We start from the raw sequence: 15,987 nt of genomic DNA, 5'->3' as shown, positions 1-15,987 counted from the left end.
CCTCCTATGCGACGCAACACGGAGCGCCCCATGCAAGCAGATCCGTTCGACCCGGCGCGCCTGGCGCCCGACGTACTGCGGGCGCTGGCGACCATGGCGGCGGCCGCGGCCGGCGCACCGCCGCTGCATACCTTGCCGATGCCGGCGATGCGTAAGGCCTACCGCCAGGTCACCACGCTGCTCGGCGGCGACGCGTGGCCGATGCAGGCGGTGCACGATCTGCAGGCCGACGGCCCGCTGGGGCCGATCCGGCTGCGGCGCTACCTGCCCGCCGATGCCGTGGCGCCGGCGGCGGCCACCGTCTACCTGCACGGCGGCGTCTGGATCCTGGGCGACCTGGACAGCCACGACCGGGTCTGCCGGCGCCTGGCGCAGGCCGCCGGCTGTACGGTGATCGCGGTGGATTACCGGCTGGCCCCGGAGCATCCGGCGCCGGCCGGTCCGGACGACGTGCTCGGCCGCGCTGCGCTGGCTGGCCGCGCACGCCGCCGAGCTCGGCCTGGACCCGGCGCGCATCGCGGTGGCCGGCGACAGCGCCGACGGCGGGCTGGCGGCGATGGCCTGCCAGCTGTTGCGCGGCAGCGCGGTCGCCTTGCGCGCGCAGGTGCTGTTCTATCCGGGCACCGACCTGTCGCCGGCCGGCAATGCCTTGCCGGCGCGTCGCAGCCATGGCGCGGTCCCGCCATTGACGCTGGAACTGATGCAGGCCATGTCCGCTCCGTTCCTGTCCTCGGGCCTGGATCCGCGCGATCCGCGCCTGTCGCCGCTGCAGGCCGCGGATTTTTCCGGCCTGCCGCCGGCGCTGGTGTTCACCGCCGACTGCGACGCGCTGCTCGACGACGGCCGCCTGTACGCCGAGGCGCTGCGGGCGGCGGGCGTGCCGGTGGAGTACGTCGAACGGCGGTCTCAAGATTCAAGTGCAACACGTGATTTGAACGCTGCGATGTCCGCTTCCATTGCCTCGCTAGGCGTCTTCCAGCCAAGTGTCTGGCGAGGGCGAGTGTTCATCAGCAACGCGATGTGATTGAGGTATTCCTGGCTGACGGCGGATAGGTCCGCCCCCTTGGGCAGGAACTGGCGAAGTAGACCGTTGGTGTTCTCATTGCTTCCGCGCTGCCACGGTGCGTGCGGATCGGCAAACCACAGGTCGATGTTCAACCGTTCCATCAGCTCGGCATAGCGCGTCATTTCGGTGCCACGGTCATAGGTCAAGCTGGTTCGCATGGATGCGGGGAGCTTCTTCATCTGACGGGTGAAACCTTCCAGTGCGTCTGTGGCGGTGCAGCCGTCCATCCGGCACAGCACCACAAAACGCGTCTTGCGCTCCACCAGGGTGCCAACACAGGAACGATTGAACGCTCCCTTGATCAAGTCACCTTCCCAATGTCCTGGGACCAACCGCTGTTGCACCTCTTCGGGTCGGTGCACGATCCGCGGTTCCTCAGGCACCCAGCTGCGTTTGGCGGCGGTCGTGCGCCGTGATCCCCGGGACGGCCTGCGCTGGCGCAACGCCTCCACAAGCTCCTTTTTCAGGCCGCCGCGCGGGTGCGCGTAGATCGTGGCGTAGATGGTTTCGTGACTGACGCGCTGGGCAGGATCATCCGGGGACATGAGGAGCAGCTTGGCAGCAATCTGCTGGGGCGACCAGCGCCACAGCACCAGATGATCGCGCACCATCTGGAATAAATCCGTTCCCGGTGTCAGCCGTCGCCGCCGAACGCTGTGCTGACGTCGTGTCCGGTAACGCATGGCCGCCTCTCGAGCACGGTAGACCGTGGCTTGCTGCCTGGCCAGCTCCCTGCTCGATGTCGACGGGCTTCTATCCAGCAGCCTGGATATCGAGCGTAAGCTCTGACCACGTCGCGTTTCGATTTGGAGTACCGCGCGCTCTTCTGCGCTCAGGTGGAGATAGCTTCTTGACATGCATACACCCTACTGGCTGAGAGGGTGTCGCGCTTGGAAGTTGAGTCTAAGCAGGGGCGCAACGCTTGCAGCACGTTCTTGATCGTGGACGCACAGAGCGTGAAGAACACGGACACGGCCGGCCAGAAGGGTTATGACGCGGGCAAGAAGGTCTTGGGGATCAAGCGTCGCATCGCCGTCGATACCCAAGGCCTGCCGCATGCGGTCGCGGTGACGAGGGCGGAAGTGACCGACCGCAAAGGCGCGCTCCAATCCCTGGATCGTTGCAAGCCGAACCTGGGACACGTGCAAAGCCTGTTGTGCGATAGCGGCTATACCGCAGAACCATTCGCCGAAGGCGTACGAGAGATCCTGGGCAAGCAAGTCACGGTGCAGATCGCCAAACGCAGCGAACTGCACACCTTCAAGGTCATGCCCAAGCGCTGGAGCGTCGAACGCAGCTTTGCGTGGCTGGAAAAGAACCGAAGGCTATGGAAGAACTGCGAGCGTAAGCTCAACACCAGCTTGCAGTTCATCCACCTGGCATGCCTGACACTACTACTCAAAAGATCGTGAACAGGTTCTAAGTGGCGGAAATTTCGGCGGTTCCGGCGTAGAACCCCAACACTTGAAACAGCGTTGGACCGCATTGCGCAACGGAGATGGCCGCGGCCGCGTTCCTGGCCGGGCCAGCATGCGCTTCGGCGCGGTGCAGGCGACCGCGGGCGACGGGATCGCGCAGGACGCGTCGTGCAGCGCCTGGGCATGTCGGTCAGGAATGCGCGCCGTTCGGGGGCGAATTGGGGCCGGGCGGTCCCGGCGAGCCGCTGGTCCGCGACTGCTGCGGCTGAGTGGGCGCCGGCCGCGGCCGGCGCCGGCTCGCGCGCCAACCGCCGCCAGGGTGGTTTCGAGACGCGCGCTGCGGCATCCTGACGGCACATGCGCCGCTACGACCTGGTCATCTTCGATTTCGACGGCACCCTGGCCGATTCCTTCGGCTGGTTCCTGGACACCATCAACGGCGTTGCCGAAGAATTCGGCTTCCACCGTTTCGAAGTGGAGCGGCTGCAGGAAATCCGCAGCCTGAGCGCGCGCGAGCTGATGGCGCACAGCGGCATTCGCTGGTGGCAGGTGCCGGCGGTGGCGCGGCGCATGTGCGCGCTGATGGCGGCGCAGATCGAGCGCATCGCCGTGTTCGACGGCGTGGCCGAACTGCTGGACGCGCTCGCGCGCGCCGGCGTGCGGCTGGCCCTGGTGACCTCCAACAGCCGTGGCAACGTCGAGCGCGTGCTCGGCGCCGAACTGGTCGCGCGCTTGGACCACATCGGCTGCGGCGCCGCGCTGCTGGGCAAGCACCGCAAACTGCGCGCGGCCCTGCAGGCATGCCGGATCCCGGCCGCGCGCGCCCTGTACGTGGGCGACGAGATTCGCGACGCCGACGCCGCGCGCCAGGCCGGCATCGCCTTCGCCGGCGTGGGCTGGGGCTACACCTTGCCGGCGGCGTTGCAGCCGCACACGCCGCTGCCGCTGCTGCAACGCCCGGCCGACCTGTGGGCCAGACTGGGCCTGACGCCCCCGGCCTGAGCCGGCCGCGCCGCTCCAGCTACGAGCCGGCGCCGCGGCCGCCACGCCAGGACTGCCGCTGTCGATGGTCCGTTCCCACTTTCGTCCCGCGTCCTTGCTGCATCGCAGCGTGATGTTCACTTATGATTGCTATATTCATATGCGAACAGTCGCAACGCAGCGCCGGCTGTGGCGGCGCGTTGCGGCGCCATTCCGATCTAGCCCCACCCTGGCGGAGGTGTGCCATGCGCAATCGCAGCAACAAATGGTCCTGGCGCGTGTGCCTGCCGTCCTCGGCGGCCACCGGCGCAGGCGGACGCCGGTGGCGTTGAATGCCGCCGCCCGCGCCGCGTGCGATGCCGTCGCGCAGCGCCCGCTGGGCCGCAGCGGCGTGCGCGTCGCCACGCTCGGCTTCGGCGCGGCGCCGATCGGCAACCTGTACGCGGAGGTGGACGATGCGGCCGCGGAGGCGGCCGTCGCCGCCGCCCACGCCGCTGGCATCCGCCATTTCGACACGGCCCCCTATTACGGCTACGGACTCAGCGAAAGCCGGCTCGGCCGGGGCCTGCGCGGGCTGCCGCGCGTCAGCTATACGCTGTCGACCAAGGTCGGGCGCCGCGTCTACGACGATGCCGATGCTGTGCCCGGCCGCGACGGCTTTGCCGTGGTCGGGCGCGGTGCGGCGTTCGACTACAGCCGCGACGGCGTGCTGCGCGCGTTCGAGGCCAGCCTGCAGCGGCTCGGTACCGACCACGTGGACGTGCTGCTGTTACACGACATCGGCCGCCTCACCCATGGCGAGCGTCACCCGGCGATGCTGCGCCAGGCGCTGGATGAAGCCTTGCCGGCGATGGCCGAGCTGAAGGCCGGCGGCGCCTGCCGCGCGATCGGCATCGGCGTCAACGAGGAAGACATCGCGCTGGAACTGATGCCGCTGTTCCCGCTGGACTGCGTGATGCTGGCCGGCCGCTACACCTTGCTCGAGCAGCACGCGGCGCAGCGGATCATGGCGCAGGCGTTGCAGCAGCAGGTCGGCATCCTGGTCGCCGGCCCGTACAGTTCGGGCCTGCTCGGCGATGCGCGCGGCCCCGGCCAGACCTACAACTATGCGCCGGTGGATCCGCTCACCTTGGTGCATGCGCAGCGCCTGTTCGCCGCCTGCGCGGCGCAGGGCGTGGACGTGGGCGCGGCGGCGCTGCAATTCCCGCTTGCGCACCCGGCGGTCGCCGCCGTGGTCGCCGGCATGCGCACACCGGCCGAGGTGGCCAGCGCCGCCGCCCGCCTGCGCGCGTCGATCCCGCCAACGCTGTGGCAAGCGTTGCGCGAACATGGCCTGCTGCAGGCGCAGGTGCCGACGCCATGAACGTGGTCGATGCGCACGTGCACTTCTGGCAGCTGGCGCGCGGCGACTACGACTGGCTGGCGCCCGATTTCGCCGCGCTGTACCGCGACTTCGTGCCCGATGATCTGATCGCCGCGCTCGATGCGCACGGCGTGGGCGCGGTCATCGCGGTGCAGGCGGCGCAGACCGAAGCGGAAAGCCGCTACCTGTTGCAACTGGCACGCGCGCAGCCGCGCATCGCCGGCGTAGTCGGCTGGGTCGATTTCGAGGCCGGCGACGTCGCCGCGCGCATCGCTGCGCTGTGCGCCGAGGGCGACGGTTTGCTCAAGGGCCTGCGGCCGATGGTGCAGGACCTGGCCGATCCACAGTGGCTGGCGCGGCCGCGGCTGGATTCCGCGTTCGACGCGATGCTGCGGTACGACCTGGCGTTCGACGCGCTGGTCAGGCCGCTGCAGCTGCCGGCGCTGCAGGTGCGGCTGCAGCGCCACCCGCAGCTGCGCGTGGTGCTCGACCATGCTGCCAAGCCGGTGATCGGCGGCGCCGGTTTCGCTGCCTGGGCCGATGGCCTGGCGCAGCTGGCGCAATACCAGAACGTGCTGTGCAAGTTGTCCGGCCTGCTCACCGAACTGCCCGCGGACGCCGACGTTGCCGCGATCGAACCATACGTGGCGCAGGTGTTCGCCAGCTTCGGCCCGCGCCGGGTGATGTGGGGCAGCGACTGGCCGGTGCTGACCCAGCGCGCCGGCTACCGCGACTGGTTCGCGCAGGCGCAGGCGCTGGTCGCGCGCCATGCCGCCGGCGCCGCCGCCGACGTGTTCGCCGGCACCGCACGCCGCTTCTACCGCTTGCCCGACCCGCCCCCTTTTACTGACCGGACACCGCCACGATGACCACGCCAGGGTTTCACTCCGGGAGCCGCTCATGAGCGGCCGGCTGCAAGGCAAGCGCTGCCTGATCACCGCCGCCGGCGCCGGCATCGGCCGCGAGAGCGCGCTGGCCTGCGCGCGCGAAGGCGCGCAGGTGCTGGCCACCGACATCGATGCGGCGTCGCTGCAGACGCTGGCCGCCGAATCGGCCGCGATCGCCACGCAGACGCTGGACGTCACCGATGCAGGCGCGATCCAGGCGCTGGTCGCGGCGAATCCGCCGTTCGACGTGCTGTTCAACTGCGCCGGCTACGTGCACCAGGGCAGCATTCTGGACTGCGACGCGCCGGCGTGGCGGCGCTCGTTCGCGATTAACGTCGACGCGATGTACTACCTGTGCCAGGCGGTGCTGCCGGGCATGCTGGAACAGGGCCGCGGCAGCATCGTCAACATGTCCTCGGTGGCCTCCAGCATCAAAGGCGTGCCGAACCGCTTCGCCTACGGCGTGACCAAGGCCGCGGTGATCGGGCTGAGCAAGGCCATCGCCGCCGACTACGTGGCCAAGGGCATCCGCTGCAACGCGATCTGCCCGGGCACGATCAAGACCCCGTCGCTGGCGCAGCGCGTGCAGGCGCTGGGCGGCGACGAGCAGGCGGTGTGGAAGAGCTTCACCGACCGCCAGCCGATGGGCCGCCTCGGCGACCCGCGCGAGATCGCGCAGCTGGTGGTGTACCTGGCCTCGGACGCCGCGTCCTTCACCACCGGCCAGACCCACATCATCGACGGCGGCTGGTCGAACTGACCGCCTGCCTTCCCCTTCACAGAGGACGCCCCATGAAACTGCTGCGCTATGGCGAACCCGGCCACGAACGCCCGGCCCTGCTCGACGCCGACGGCCGCCTGCGCGACCTGTCCGCGCTCATCGACGATGTCGCCGGCGAGCACCTCACCGCCGCCGGCCTGGACAAGCTGCGTGCGCTCGATCCGGCCACACTGCCCAAGGTGGACGGCGAGGTGCGCTACGGGCCGGCCGTGGGCCGGGTCGGCAAGTTCATCTGCGTCGGGCTCAACTACGCCGACCATGCCGCCGAGTCGGGCATGGCGGTGCCGGCGATGCCGGTGCTGTTCATGAAGGCCACCACCGCGATCAGCGGTCCCAACGACACCGTGACGATCCCGCGCGGTTCCAGGAAGAGCGACTGGGAAGTGGAACTGGGCGTGGTGATCGGCGACGTCGCCCGCGATGTGCCGCGGGAGGACGCGCTCCAGCACGTCGCCGGCTATGCGGTGGTCAACGACCTGTCCGAACGCGAGTTCCAGCTCGAGCACGGCGGACAGTGGGTCAAGGGCAAGAGTTGCGACGGCTTCGGCCCGCTCGGCCCGTGGCTGGTCACCGCCGACGAGGTGCCGGACCCGCAGAACCTGTCGATGTGGCTGGAGGTCAACGGCCATCGCTACCAGGACGGCAGCACGCGCACGATGGTGTTCGGCGTGGCCGAGCTGGTCAGCTACATCAGCCGCTACATGACGCTGCTGCCGGGCGACGTGATCAGCACCGGCACGCCGCCGGGCGTGGGCCTGGGGCAGAAGCCGCCGGTCTACCTGCAGCCGGGCGACGTGATGGCGCTGGGCATCGAAGGCCTCGGCGAGCAGCGCCAGACCGTGGTCGCGCACCCGCGCGACGCGCAGTAACCCCCTGTCCCTTGGCGGGAAAGGGGACAGGGCGCGCGGGGCGACGTCACCGCGCATCCTCACCTATGTGGCTTCGGCTGCAGCCCGCCGGCGCCTTCTTCCCCCCTGTGGCAACGGCTGCGTGCCGATGCCCGTTTGTGCCTTTGGTGGCGAAGGCGCTGGCGCACCGCACCTTCGCCGCAAGCTCCTCCCGGGCGCGCGCGGCCAGTGGAGTGGCTCGCATGTTTCCTTTTTCCTTTCCGCCTCACCGATCAGGATGCCTATGAGCAAAATCGTTGCCCTCGAGACCTTCGACGTGCGTTTCCCCACGTCGCGCGAACTGGACGGTTCCGATGCGATGAACCCGGATCCGGACTACTCGGCCGCCTACCTGCGCCTGCGCACCGATGCCGACGACGGCCTGGCCGGCTACGGCCTGGTGTTCACCATCGGCCGCGGCAACGACGTGCAGAGCGCGGCGAGCGCGGCGCTGTCACACCACGTGGTCGGACGCGAGGTGGAGGAGGTCATCGGCGACCTGGGCGGCTTCGCGCGCACCCTCACCGACGATTCGCAGCTGCGCTGGCTGGGCCCGGAGAAGGGTGTGATGCACATGGCCATCGGCGGCGTCATCAACGCCGCCTGGGACATGGCCGCGCGCCGCGCCGGCAAGCCGCTGTGGCGCTACATCGCCGAGCTGTCGCCGGAACAGCTGGTGACCACCATCGACTTCCGCTACCTCACCGACGCGCTGACCCCCGACGACGCGCTGGCGCTGCTGCGCGCGGCCGAACCGCTGCGCGCCGAGCGCCTGCAGACGCTGCTCGAACAGGGCTATCCGGCCTACACCACCTCGCCCGGCTGGCTCGGCTACTCCGACGAGAAGCTGGTGCGCCTGGCCAAGCAGGCGGTGGCCGACGGCTTCCGCACCATCAAGCTCAAGGTCGGCGCCAACGTGCAGGACGACATCCGCCGCTGCCGCCTGGCGCGCGCCGCGATCGGTCCGGACATCGCGCTGGCGGTGGACGCCAACCAGCGCTGGGACGTGGGCCCGGCGATCGCCTGGATGCGCCAGCTGGCCGAGTTCGACATCGCCTGGATCGAGGAGCCGACCAGCCCCGACGATGTACTCGGCCACGCCGCGATCCGCCAGGGCATCGCGCCGGTGCCGGTGTCCACCGGCGAGCACACCCAGAACCGGGTGGTGTTCAAGCAGCTGCTGCAGGCCGGCGCGGTGGACCTGATCCAGATCGACGCCGCGCGCGTGGGTGGGGTCAACGAGAATCTGGCGATCCTGCTGCTGGCGGCGAAGTTCGGCGTGCGCGTGTTCCCGCATGCCGGCGGCGTCGGCCTGTGCGAACTGGTGCAGCACCTGGCGATGGCCGATTTCGTCGCCATCACCGGCAAGATGGAGGACCGCGCGATCGAATTCGTCGACCACCTGCACCAGCACTTCGTCGATCCGGTGCGGATCGCGCACGGCCGCTATCTGGCGCCGACCCTGCCCGGCTTCTCGGCCGAGATGCACGCGCAGTCGGTCGCCCAGTACCTGTATCCGGACGGCCCGTTCTGGAGCGCGGACCTGGCCGCGCAGCAGGCATAGCGCGGCCCTGCAGGACGGCTCCGGGCGGCTTCGGGCCATCAGCCGCGACGAGCGAAGCGGCAGGCTCGACGGCTCGGGAAGTCGTCGGGGCTGAAGTCCCTCCTACAGTGCACGCGGAGCGCTCGTCGCAAGTCCCTGTAGGCGCGGCTCCGGGTTGGCGCCAACTGCGCTCGGGCGGGGCGAAGGCCAGCAGGTTGTCGAATGCGGCGTCCAAGTATGGCGCATAGCTGGCCTGCTCGACATAGCCCAGATGTGGCGTCGCCAGCACGCGCGGGTGGCGCAGTAGGCCGTGGCGCATGATCTGATGCCGGGTCGCCGCCCAACAGGCGCCGGTGCTGGCTCAGCACGTCGCTGTCGGCGGACAGCGAGGCCTCCTGCGCGCAGCAGGCCTCGCCGCCCCATACCTGCACATGCATCCCGAACGCGCGCGCATAGGCGGCCACGCGCGTAGCTCCACACGCCCAGGGTCAGGCCATGCAGGCTGCGGCCCAGCCGCGGATCGCCGGTGGCCTGCCAGCGTCCGCCGTACAGGGCATCGCGGTAGGCCGGTAGGCGCAGCAGCAGCGCCCAGGTCAACTCCGCAGGCGCCACCGGCGAGCCGACGCCTTCGGCCACCGCGATCCCGTGCGCGGTGCACGCGGTCAGGTGCAGGTAGCTCGCCGATCCTGCCGATCCTGCCGATCAGGCGCAGTCGCCGCAGGCGCGCGAGCAGCGCGGCATCGACGCGGGTGCGTTCGCGGATCAGCACCAGCGCGTCGGCATCGGCGGCACGCCGCACGAAGGCAGCGCAGCCGGGCAGCGGCGCGGTCAGCACCCCGCCGGCGTGCGCCTGCAGCCGCCCATGGCAGGGCAAGTGCCCGACCGCGTCCTGGTGGTCATCCGCGATCGGGATCCGCATCGGTTCAGCGCGGTTTGCTCGGCATCGGAAACGGCGTGATCACCTTTTCGCCAGTGGCCGCGTCGCGGATCGCGGACTGGCCCTTCTTTTCCACTTCCTCGATGCGCACGATGCTCTGCATCGGCAGGTGCAGCATCTTGGTGCCGCCGAATTCCTCGCGCAGGCGCTCTTCGGTGGGATCGATGACCAGGCCGTCGCGCAGATCGAACAGCAGCGCGCCGATCTCGCTGAAGCCCCACAGGTGGCTGCTGCCCACATGCTGCGCGTACAGTTCGTACACCTTGCCGTGGTTGAGGAACGTCACCTTGTACAGGGGCTTGGCCATGCGCGGAGTATAAGGCGCGGCAGCTCAGAAACCCTTGCGCTTGCGCAGGCGCCGCGCGATCGCCGCGCGCACGTACAGCCCGTACGCCATGCCGAAGCCGAAGCCGGTCAGGTGCGCCGACCAGGCGACCATGCCGAACGCCGGACCGATGTAGGCGAACACCACCTGCAGCGCCGCCCAGGTGCCGATCAGCAGCGAGGCCGGTGCGCGCACGAATTCCAGGAACAGCCCCAACGGCAGCACCACGCCGAGCTTGGCGCGCGGGAACAACGCCAGGTAGGTGCCGATCAGCGCCGAGACCGCGCCGCTGGCGCCGATGATGACCCGGTCCGGGGCGCCGATCGCGAACACCGCGGCCAGGTTGGAGATGGCGCCGCCGCCGAGGAACAGCAGCAGGAAGCGCCACGGCCCGAGCACGCGCTCGGCGGGCAGGCCGAAGATCAGCAGAAACACCAGGTTGCCGAGCAGGTGCGACCAGTCCGCGTGCAGGAACAGCGCGGTGAACAGGCGCAGCACGCTGCCGTCCTGCACCGTCGCCAGCCAGTCGCGCGGGCTGGCGACCCCAGCCGAGAGCGCGCCCCAGTCCAGCCACAGCGTCGCCCGCGCCTCGTCGGGGCGGCTGATCGACCACAGGAAGGCCAGCCACATCGCGGCGAACAGCAGCGGCATGGCCCAGCGCAACGTGGTCCGATCGCGGGAAGGGATGGAGACGAACATGCCAGTACCGGGTCACTCGGCCTGTCACGATACCGGCTTCATCCGGCTGAACGCACGCCTACTCCGCGCCAAGCTGAACGACAGGTATTGTTATCGTTGGGTTAACGCCGGTGGTTATACTGCGTACGGCGTCGTACGTCGGGAGGGGAATCCGGCGCGCGTCCCGGCATGCTCAGCTGGGGATGCGCAGGCGCGTACACAGGCACTTACCGTCTTCCGGAGAGTTACAAGCCATGCAAACCGCAACCCAGTTCGCCCGTTTCACCGCCCTGGCCGTCGGCATCGTCGGCGCCCTGGCCATTGGCCAGGCGCACAGCGCCGCGTTCCAGCTCAAGGAAAACAGCGCCAAGGGCCTGGGCCGCGCCTTCGCCGGCTCCGGCAGCGCCGCCGGTGACGCCTCGATCATCGCCGCCAACCCGGCCGGCATGCGCCAGCTCGACGGCAACACGTTCCAGGCCGACCTCAGCGCCATCCAGTTCTCGGCCAAGTATCGGGGCGGCGGCACCTACGCCACCGGCACACCGATCTCCGGCGGCGACGGCGGCGACGCCGGTATGATCGCGCCGGTCCCGGCGGTCTACTTCCACGTGCCGTTCGGCGAGAACAACAACATGCACTTCGGCACCTCGCTGACCGTGCCGTTCGGCTTCAAGACCGAATACGACCGCAATTGGGTCGGCCGCTACAACGGCGTCAAGACCGAGTTGCAGGCGATCGACCTGAATCTGGCGTTCTCCTACGACGTGAACCCGTACGTGTCGTTCGGCGCGTCGGTGTTCGCCGAGCGCCTGGACATCGACCTGTCCAACGCCGTCGATTTCGGCACCATCCTGGCCGCGCGTCGGGTGCCGGGCTTCGCGCCGGGCAGCGCCGACGGCTACTCGCGGATCAAGGGCAACAGCACCGATGTCGGCTTCACCCTCGGCGGCCTGTTCAGTGTCGACGAGAACACCCATATCGGCTTCAGCTACCGTTCGCAGGTCGAGCACAAGATCACCGACGGCGACGCCGACTTCACCACCCCGTCCAATGCTGCCACCGTGCTCGGCATCGCCGCGCCGGGTACCTTCGTCGACACCAAGGGCCGCGCCACGGTCAAGCTGCCGGCCAGCGCGACCGCCAGCTTCACCCACAACGTCAACGAGCAGTGGACGGTGATGGCCGATGTCAGCCGCACCGCCTGGAGCAAGTTCGACCGGGTCACGGTGGACTTCGCGTCCAACCAGCCCGACAGCGTGCTGGACTTCTCCTACCGCGACACCACCTTCGTCTCGGTCGGCGCCGATTACCGCATGAGCGATACGCTGACCCTGCGCGGCGGCCTGGCCTACGACCAGACCCCGACCACCGACGCGCACCGCGACGTGCGCGTGCCCGATGCGAGCCGCAAATGGGTTTCGCTGGGCCTGAGCTGGCGTCCGTCCGAACAGGCCGAGTACAGTTTCGGCTATACCCACCTGTTCACCAGCGATCCGCGCATCGCCTCCACCAGCGCCACCGGCAACACGCTGGTCGGTCGCTACGATGTGAGCGGCAACGTGCTGGCCGCCGCGGTCAACTACAAGTTCTGATCGCCGCTTGCGCGGCGCCGCTGCGGCGCAGGCCGCGCGCACCCAAAGCCCCGCTTCGGCGGGGCTTTTTTCGGCCTATCGCGCTGTGTGTCGGTCTTGATCTCGTAAAACGATTGTCCTACAGCCGGGAGAACAATCGTTCTCCGAATGGATGGCCTGCGCAATGGTCACGTTATCCGATCTGTCTCCTGCGCAATCGGCATTGCTCGACGCGACCGAGCGCCTCGTCTACGCGGGTGGCATCCACGCCACCGGCATGGACGCGATCGTCAACGCGTCTGGGGTGGCTCGCAAGACGCTCTACCGCCATTACTCGACGAAGGAAGCCCTGGTCGAGGCCGCGCTGTTGCGTCGCGACGCGCGTTGGATGCGGTGGTTCGTCGCTGCCACGTCGGCGAGCGACGATCCCGTCGAACGCCTGCTGTCGTGTTTCGATGCGCTGCGCGATTGGTTCGGATCCAGCGACTTCCATGGCTGTGCGTTTCTGAATGCGGCTGGCGAGATCGGCGACCCGGGCAGCCGCATTCGCGCGGTTTCGCACGGACACAAGCGTTGCCTGCGCGACTACCTGCTCGAACTCGTCACCGCCACCGGCCACCCGGATTCGAGCGAGTTGGCAGAACAATTCCTGATCCTGATCGACGGCGCAATCTCTGTTGTGCTGGTCCTCGGCGGCGCCAACGCCGCAGGCAGTGCCAAGCATGCCGCCCGTCGATTCCTGGGACTGCCCTCTCTCGACACCAAACCATGAGATCGCCGTCATGTCGTCCGCCATCGAATCACGCCCGCCGTTGCCGCCGTTCACCCGCCAAACCGCCCTGGAGAAAGTCCGCCTGGCCGAAGACGGCTGGAACAGCCGCGATCCGGCCAAGGTGGTGCTCGCCTATCGCCCGGATGCACGCTGGCGTAATCGCGCCGAGTTCGTCGATGGCCGCGACGAGGCGCGCGCATTCCTCGAACGCAAGTGGGCGAAGGAACTGGACTATCGCTTGATATAAAGAGTTGTGGGCGTTCACCGACCACCGTATCGCCGTTCGCTACGCATACGAATGGCACGACGATTCGGGCAACTGGTTCCGCTCATATGGGAACGAAAATTGGGAATTCGGCCCGGACGGTCTGATGGTGGATCGCTATTCGTCCATCAACGACTTGCCGATCGAGGAGTCCGAACGCAAGTTCCACTGGCCGCCCGGTCGTCGGCCGGACGATCATCCTGGATTGTCCGACCTGGGCCTTTGAATGGCATGTCCGGGTGGCGGGAGCATTTTTTCCACGGGCATCTACATTTGTGCAGATACGAGGAGCCGCTGCGGCCGCGGCAGGCGCTACAGGGAATGCCCGTCGCGGCTGCCGTCTCTCCAATCGCATCGTCCAAGCCAAGAACCGGCCTGTCGCCGACCCCGCTCAGGCATGGGGGGCGCGTGCAGGACGCAAGGCGTGCGCCTTCAGCAGTTGCGGGCTGTTGCCGTCCGCGGCGACCACGTACACATGCGAGCCGATGAACAGCAGCAGGCCAAGGAGCAGTGCCGGCCGTGCGAACATGAATCCCGGGCGCTCGGCGACCGGATCGACCACGCCCGGCTTGATGATCGGCAACTTGATGAACAGGAAGGCGCGCCGCGGCTGCGCGCTGACCGCTACCCGCCCGGGATCCTGCTGTGCATGCACAAGAATGCCCTTGGGCAGCAGCGATTGCTGCACCAGGCGACATGACCAATCCCTTGCGTAGATGCCTGGGTGGCGCTCGCAGAACGCGTCTACGGCTTCATTGAGGCTGCGCGCTCCGTCGAACTCGCCTACCAGTTCCATGTAGATGGACGGAATCGCGAACCGTACAGGTTCTCGCGCGCTGGGAACGACGCACAGCTTCATCGGCCTGCCGGAAGCCGAATCGAAATCCGAGACCTCCAGCAGCGGATTGGCGAAGAGTGCAGAGGAGTCGTTCATGGCGTCTATCCTGGCGTTCTCCGCACCGTGATCGGATCGAGCGGCATCGACACGAGCAGACTGCGAAGTGCAGAAATATGCTGACGGCTGCGGCGGAACAGACGTCAGGTGGGCGCCGATCCCGTCGCAGTTTTTCAGTGTCGTCCGTCGATCAACCCACCGTGAGTTCGCTGTCCGAATCACAGCGACCGTTGCAGCGACTGGCCAGTTCCAGGCGATCTTCCAGCTCGATGATCTCGAACTCGTCGATCAGCAGAATCTCGGTATTTTCGATCGTTTTGTTGTTCATGCCTACTTTCCCACTCTATGCACTGAGATGTAAAGGAATGGATCGAAGTGCGTTTCCATTCCCACGATTGATGCACTTCCTTGCCACGCACACTGTTCATCCCGTGCACCAGAGACGAACAAACACGATAATCCACGCCAGGCCTCTGCCCCAAGCTATACGCAAGAACGAATCGCTTCGCGCGATGCCAGCTGGCACATGAGGCGCCGCATGCGCGATCGTTGCGTCTCGTCGTGTCGTGCCAACCATTTCATGTCGACCCCCCGATCGCTTGCCGATAGCCGGTCCAGCAGCGGCATCATCTCGGCAGGCAGCTTGTAGCAGCGCCGGGTCATGACGTCGGTCCAGACCGTGTCCGCTTCGCCGGGCAGCTCGATGATGCGGCGCAGATTGATGACGCAGCGACCGCCCGCTCGCAATACCTGAGTCAGGCGGCGCTCGACTTCATCGATTTCATGCTGGACCTGCGCGGCGGGAACGCGCCACCGATGGAACAGGTCGCCGCCGCACCATTCATCCGCAAAGCGCAGCAGGTCGTCGCCGAGGCGGCGTCGCGCAGCTCGGCCTGCCGAATCCGGCGCTGGCCGCCTGGGCTGGCCTCAGCGCGGCGCAGCAGCGAGAGGAACACCATTGTCCCCAGCGCCAGGCCGGCGAGATATCCGGCGGCGGCGCCGAATGAGGTGTAGGTGCCGTCCTCGTCCGCGCCTCCCCAGGAACCCGGCGCCCACGCCAGCATGTCGGCCGTACCGAGCCCGGCGACCAGCACGATGCCGGCCCAGGCCAGGGCGAGGATAGCCGGAGCCGGCGCAGCGCCGGAACCGGGATGCCGTGGGAAACGGATGCGCGGCGGTGGCCACCCATAGGTGGGTGCCGACGACGAAATGCCCGGCCGGCAGCAGCACGGCTAGGCTGCATGCCGCGGCGATTACCTGTCCGGTCTGGCCCATGGCCCTCTCCCTGGCCTGGTCGAGGTCCAAGTCTAAACCGGGTCGCCCGGCCTTCGGCTCCCGGTACAGCGATTCCGGCGCCAGGTTCGTGTAGCGCTTGAGCGACTTCCAGTCGCGGTGGCCGGTGACGATGGCGACTTCCGGGATGTCGTAGCCCTGTTCGAACAGCCGCGATGCACCCTCGTGCCGCAGGTCGTGGAAGTGCAGATCCTCGATCTGCAGCGATCTGCAGGCGCGTGCATGCACGCCGAAACGCAGCGCCGATGCTGTCTGGCTTGTAGGGAAAGATCAGCGGCCCCGCGCGCTCCTGGCGCTCGATGATCTCGACCGTGCGCCCCAGCAG

At 68.2% G+C, this 15,987-nt stretch carries 16 protein-coding genes and 5 pseudogenes; 12 read left to right on the top strand and 9 right to left on the bottom strand.

The genetic code is table 11. The features are described 5' to 3' along the window. Positions 1–6: 6 nt before the first annotated feature. Positions 7–396, top strand: a pseudogene (locus G4Q83_RS24285) (alpha/beta hydrolase fold domain-containing protein); the annotation flags it as partial. Positions 397–403: 7 nt separating this feature from the next. Further along, positions 404–1,024: an alpha/beta hydrolase fold domain-containing protein gene (locus G4Q83_RS23670; protein ID WP_343068496.1), complete on the top strand. Its 621-nt coding sequence runs from the start codon at positions 404–406 to the stop codon at positions 1,022–1,024. On the opposite strand, the gene G4Q83_RS17725 is transcribed toward G4Q83_RS23670, so the two are convergent. After that, the gene (locus G4Q83_RS17725; protein WP_185817247.1) at positions 907–1,923 is read right to left on the bottom strand and encodes an IS30 family transposase; all 1,017 of its coding nucleotides are present in this window, start codon (positions 1,921–1,923) and stop codon (positions 907–909) included. The two genes, G4Q83_RS23670 and G4Q83_RS17725, sit on opposite strands and share 118 nt — an antisense overlap. A 48-nt stretch (positions 1,924–1,971) precedes the next feature. Between G4Q83_RS17725 and G4Q83_RS17720 the strand changes: the two are divergent. The 7 genes and pseudogenes from G4Q83_RS17720 to G4Q83_RS17690 form a co-directional block, all read left to right on the top strand. Then, positions 1,972–2,478 (top strand): annotated as a pseudogene (locus G4Q83_RS17720) (IS5 family transposase); the annotation flags it as partial. A 363-nt stretch (positions 2,479–2,841) separates the two neighbouring features. Next, a complete protein-coding gene (locus G4Q83_RS17715; protein ID WP_128420842.1) occupies positions 2,842–3,486 on the top strand; it encodes an HAD hydrolase-like protein in 645 nt (214 codons plus the stop codon). Between the two features lie 301 nt (positions 3,487–3,787). Then, the gene (locus G4Q83_RS17710) at positions 3,788–4,828 is read left to right on the top strand and encodes an aldo/keto reductase (RefSeq protein ID WP_128420843.1); all 1,041 of its coding nucleotides are present in this window, start codon (positions 3,788–3,790) and stop codon (positions 4,826–4,828) included. Next, positions 4,825–5,697, top strand: a complete 873-nt coding sequence (locus tag G4Q83_RS17705) for an amidohydrolase family protein (protein ID WP_128420844.1) — start codon at positions 4,825–4,827, stop codon at positions 5,695–5,697. Before G4Q83_RS17710 ends, G4Q83_RS17705 begins: the two co-directional genes overlap by 4 nt. 31 nt (positions 5,698–5,728) lie before the next feature. After that, a complete protein-coding gene (locus G4Q83_RS17700) occupies positions 5,729–6,475 on the top strand; it encodes an SDR family oxidoreductase (RefSeq protein WP_128420845.1) in 747 nt (248 codons plus the stop codon). Positions 6,476–6,507: 32 nt separating this feature from the next. Further along, positions 6,508–7,365 (top strand): fumarylacetoacetate hydrolase family protein, encoded by an 858-nt coding sequence (locus G4Q83_RS17695; protein WP_128420846.1) that lies wholly within the window; start codon positions 6,508–6,510, stop codon positions 7,363–7,365. A 262-nt stretch (positions 7,366–7,627) separates the two neighbouring features. Continuing rightward, complete coding sequence (locus G4Q83_RS17690) at positions 7,628–8,947, top strand: L-fuconate dehydratase (RefSeq protein ID WP_128420847.1); 1,320 nt, start codon at positions 7,628–7,630, stop codon at positions 8,945–8,947. Between the two features lie 178 nt (positions 8,948–9,125). Here G4Q83_RS17690 and G4Q83_RS23665 read toward each other — a convergent pair. The 3 genes and pseudogenes from G4Q83_RS23665 to G4Q83_RS17680 form a co-directional block, all read right to left on the bottom strand. Then, positions 9,126–9,845 (bottom strand): annotated as a pseudogene (locus G4Q83_RS23665) (Rossmann-fold NAD(P)-binding domain-containing protein); the annotation flags it as partial. 4 nt (positions 9,846–9,849) lie between these two features. After that, entirely contained in the window at positions 9,850–10,170 is a 321-nt protein-coding gene (locus tag G4Q83_RS17685) for a DUF1820 family protein (protein ID WP_128420848.1), read from the bottom strand. Between the two features lie 24 nt (positions 10,171–10,194). Further along, positions 10,195–10,887 (bottom strand): rhomboid family intramembrane serine protease, encoded by a 693-nt coding sequence (locus G4Q83_RS17680; RefSeq protein ID WP_128420849.1) that lies wholly within the window; start codon positions 10,885–10,887, stop codon positions 10,195–10,197. A 233-nt stretch (positions 10,888–11,120) separates the two neighbouring features. Here G4Q83_RS17680 and G4Q83_RS17675 point away from each other — a divergent pair, with 233 nt between their 5' ends. The 3 genes and pseudogenes from G4Q83_RS17675 (at position 11,121) to G4Q83_RS17665 (ending at position 13,700) form a co-directional block, all read left to right on the top strand. Next, a complete protein-coding gene (locus G4Q83_RS17675; RefSeq protein WP_128420850.1) occupies positions 11,121–12,458 on the top strand; it encodes an outer membrane protein transport protein in 1,338 nt (445 codons plus the stop codon). A 163-nt stretch (positions 12,459–12,621) separates the two neighbouring features. Beyond that, on the top strand, positions 12,622–13,209 hold the full coding sequence (locus tag G4Q83_RS17670) for a TetR/AcrR family transcriptional regulator (RefSeq protein WP_128420851.1): 588 nt from the start codon (positions 12,622–12,624) through the stop codon (positions 13,207–13,209). A gap of 10 nt (positions 13,210–13,219) precedes the next feature. Further along, positions 13,220–13,700: pseudogene (locus tag G4Q83_RS17665) on the top strand (nuclear transport factor 2 family protein). Between the two features lie 165 nt (positions 13,701–13,865). Here G4Q83_RS17665 and G4Q83_RS17660 read toward each other — a convergent pair. From G4Q83_RS17660 to G4Q83_RS24815, 5 genes and pseudogenes are all read right to left on the bottom strand, one after another. Further along, on the bottom strand, positions 13,866–14,591 hold the full coding sequence (locus G4Q83_RS17660) for a hypothetical protein (protein WP_221893092.1): 726 nt from the start codon (positions 14,589–14,591) through the stop codon (positions 13,866–13,868). Beyond that, a complete protein-coding gene (locus G4Q83_RS17655) occupies positions 14,560–14,697 on the bottom strand; it encodes a hypothetical protein (protein WP_158255039.1) in 138 nt (45 codons plus the stop codon). The genes G4Q83_RS17660 and G4Q83_RS17655 overlap by 32 nt, the downstream gene beginning before the upstream one ends. 155 nt (positions 14,698–14,852) lie before the next feature. Further along, positions 14,853–15,116, bottom strand: a complete 264-nt coding sequence (locus G4Q83_RS17650; RefSeq protein WP_128420853.1) for a hypothetical protein — start codon at positions 15,114–15,116, stop codon at positions 14,853–14,855. 8 nt (positions 15,117–15,124) lie between these two features. Beyond that, positions 15,125–15,463, bottom strand: a complete 339-nt coding sequence (locus G4Q83_RS23660) for a hypothetical protein (protein WP_246432157.1) — start codon at positions 15,461–15,463, stop codon at positions 15,125–15,127. Between the two features lie 316 nt (positions 15,464–15,779). Then, positions 15,780–15,890 (bottom strand): annotated as a pseudogene (locus G4Q83_RS24815) (tyrosine-type recombinase/integrase); the annotation flags it as partial. Positions 15,891–15,987 lie beyond the last annotated feature (97 nt).

The organism is Xanthomonas theicola (assembly GCF_014236795.1).
GTDB classification, from domain to species: Bacteria; Pseudomonadota; Gammaproteobacteria; order Xanthomonadales; family Xanthomonadaceae; genus Xanthomonas_A; species Xanthomonas_A theicola.
The sequence above is the reverse complement of the archived record's forward strand: the minus strand, read 5'-3'. Positions and strand labels throughout refer to the sequence as shown.

What these genes read in the sequence shown, in the direction of transcription:
- G4Q83_RS17680 (WP_128420849.1), bottom strand. Translation starts at nt 10,887, where the DNA reads ATGTTCGTCTCCATCCCTTCCCGCGATCGGACCACGTTGCGCTGGGCC.
- G4Q83_RS17690 (WP_128420847.1), top strand. Translation starts at nt 7,628, where the DNA reads ATGAGCAAAATCGTTGCCCTCGAGACCTTCGACGTGCGTTTCCCCACG.
- G4Q83_RS17715 (WP_128420842.1), top strand. Translation starts at nt 2,842, where the DNA reads ATGCGCCGCTACGACCTGGTCATCTTCGATTTCGACGGCACCCTGGCC.
- G4Q83_RS17725 (WP_185817247.1), bottom strand. Translation starts at nt 1,923, where the DNA reads ATGTCAAGAAGCTATCTCCACCTGAGCGCAGAAGAGCGCGCGGTACTC.
- G4Q83_RS17700 (WP_128420845.1), top strand. Translation starts at nt 5,729, where the DNA reads ATGAGCGGCCGGCTGCAAGGCAAGCGCTGCCTGATCACCGCCGCCGGC.
- G4Q83_RS17685 (WP_128420848.1), bottom strand. Translation starts at nt 10,170, where the DNA reads ATGGCCAAGCCCCTGTACAAGGTGACGTTCCTCAACCACGGCAAGGTG.
- G4Q83_RS17670 (WP_128420851.1), top strand. Translation starts at nt 12,622, where the DNA reads ATGGTCACGTTATCCGATCTGTCTCCTGCGCAATCGGCATTGCTCGAC.
- G4Q83_RS17655 (WP_158255039.1), bottom strand. Translation starts at nt 14,697, where the DNA reads ATGAACAACAAAACGATCGAAAATACCGAGATTCTGCTGATCGACGAG.
- G4Q83_RS17705 (WP_128420844.1), top strand. Translation starts at nt 4,825, where the DNA reads ATGAACGTGGTCGATGCGCACGTGCACTTCTGGCAGCTGGCGCGCGGC.
- G4Q83_RS17675 (WP_128420850.1), top strand. Translation starts at nt 11,121, where the DNA reads ATGCAAACCGCAACCCAGTTCGCCCGTTTCACCGCCCTGGCCGTCGGC.
- G4Q83_RS17695 (WP_128420846.1), top strand. Translation starts at nt 6,508, where the DNA reads ATGAAACTGCTGCGCTATGGCGAACCCGGCCACGAACGCCCGGCCCTG.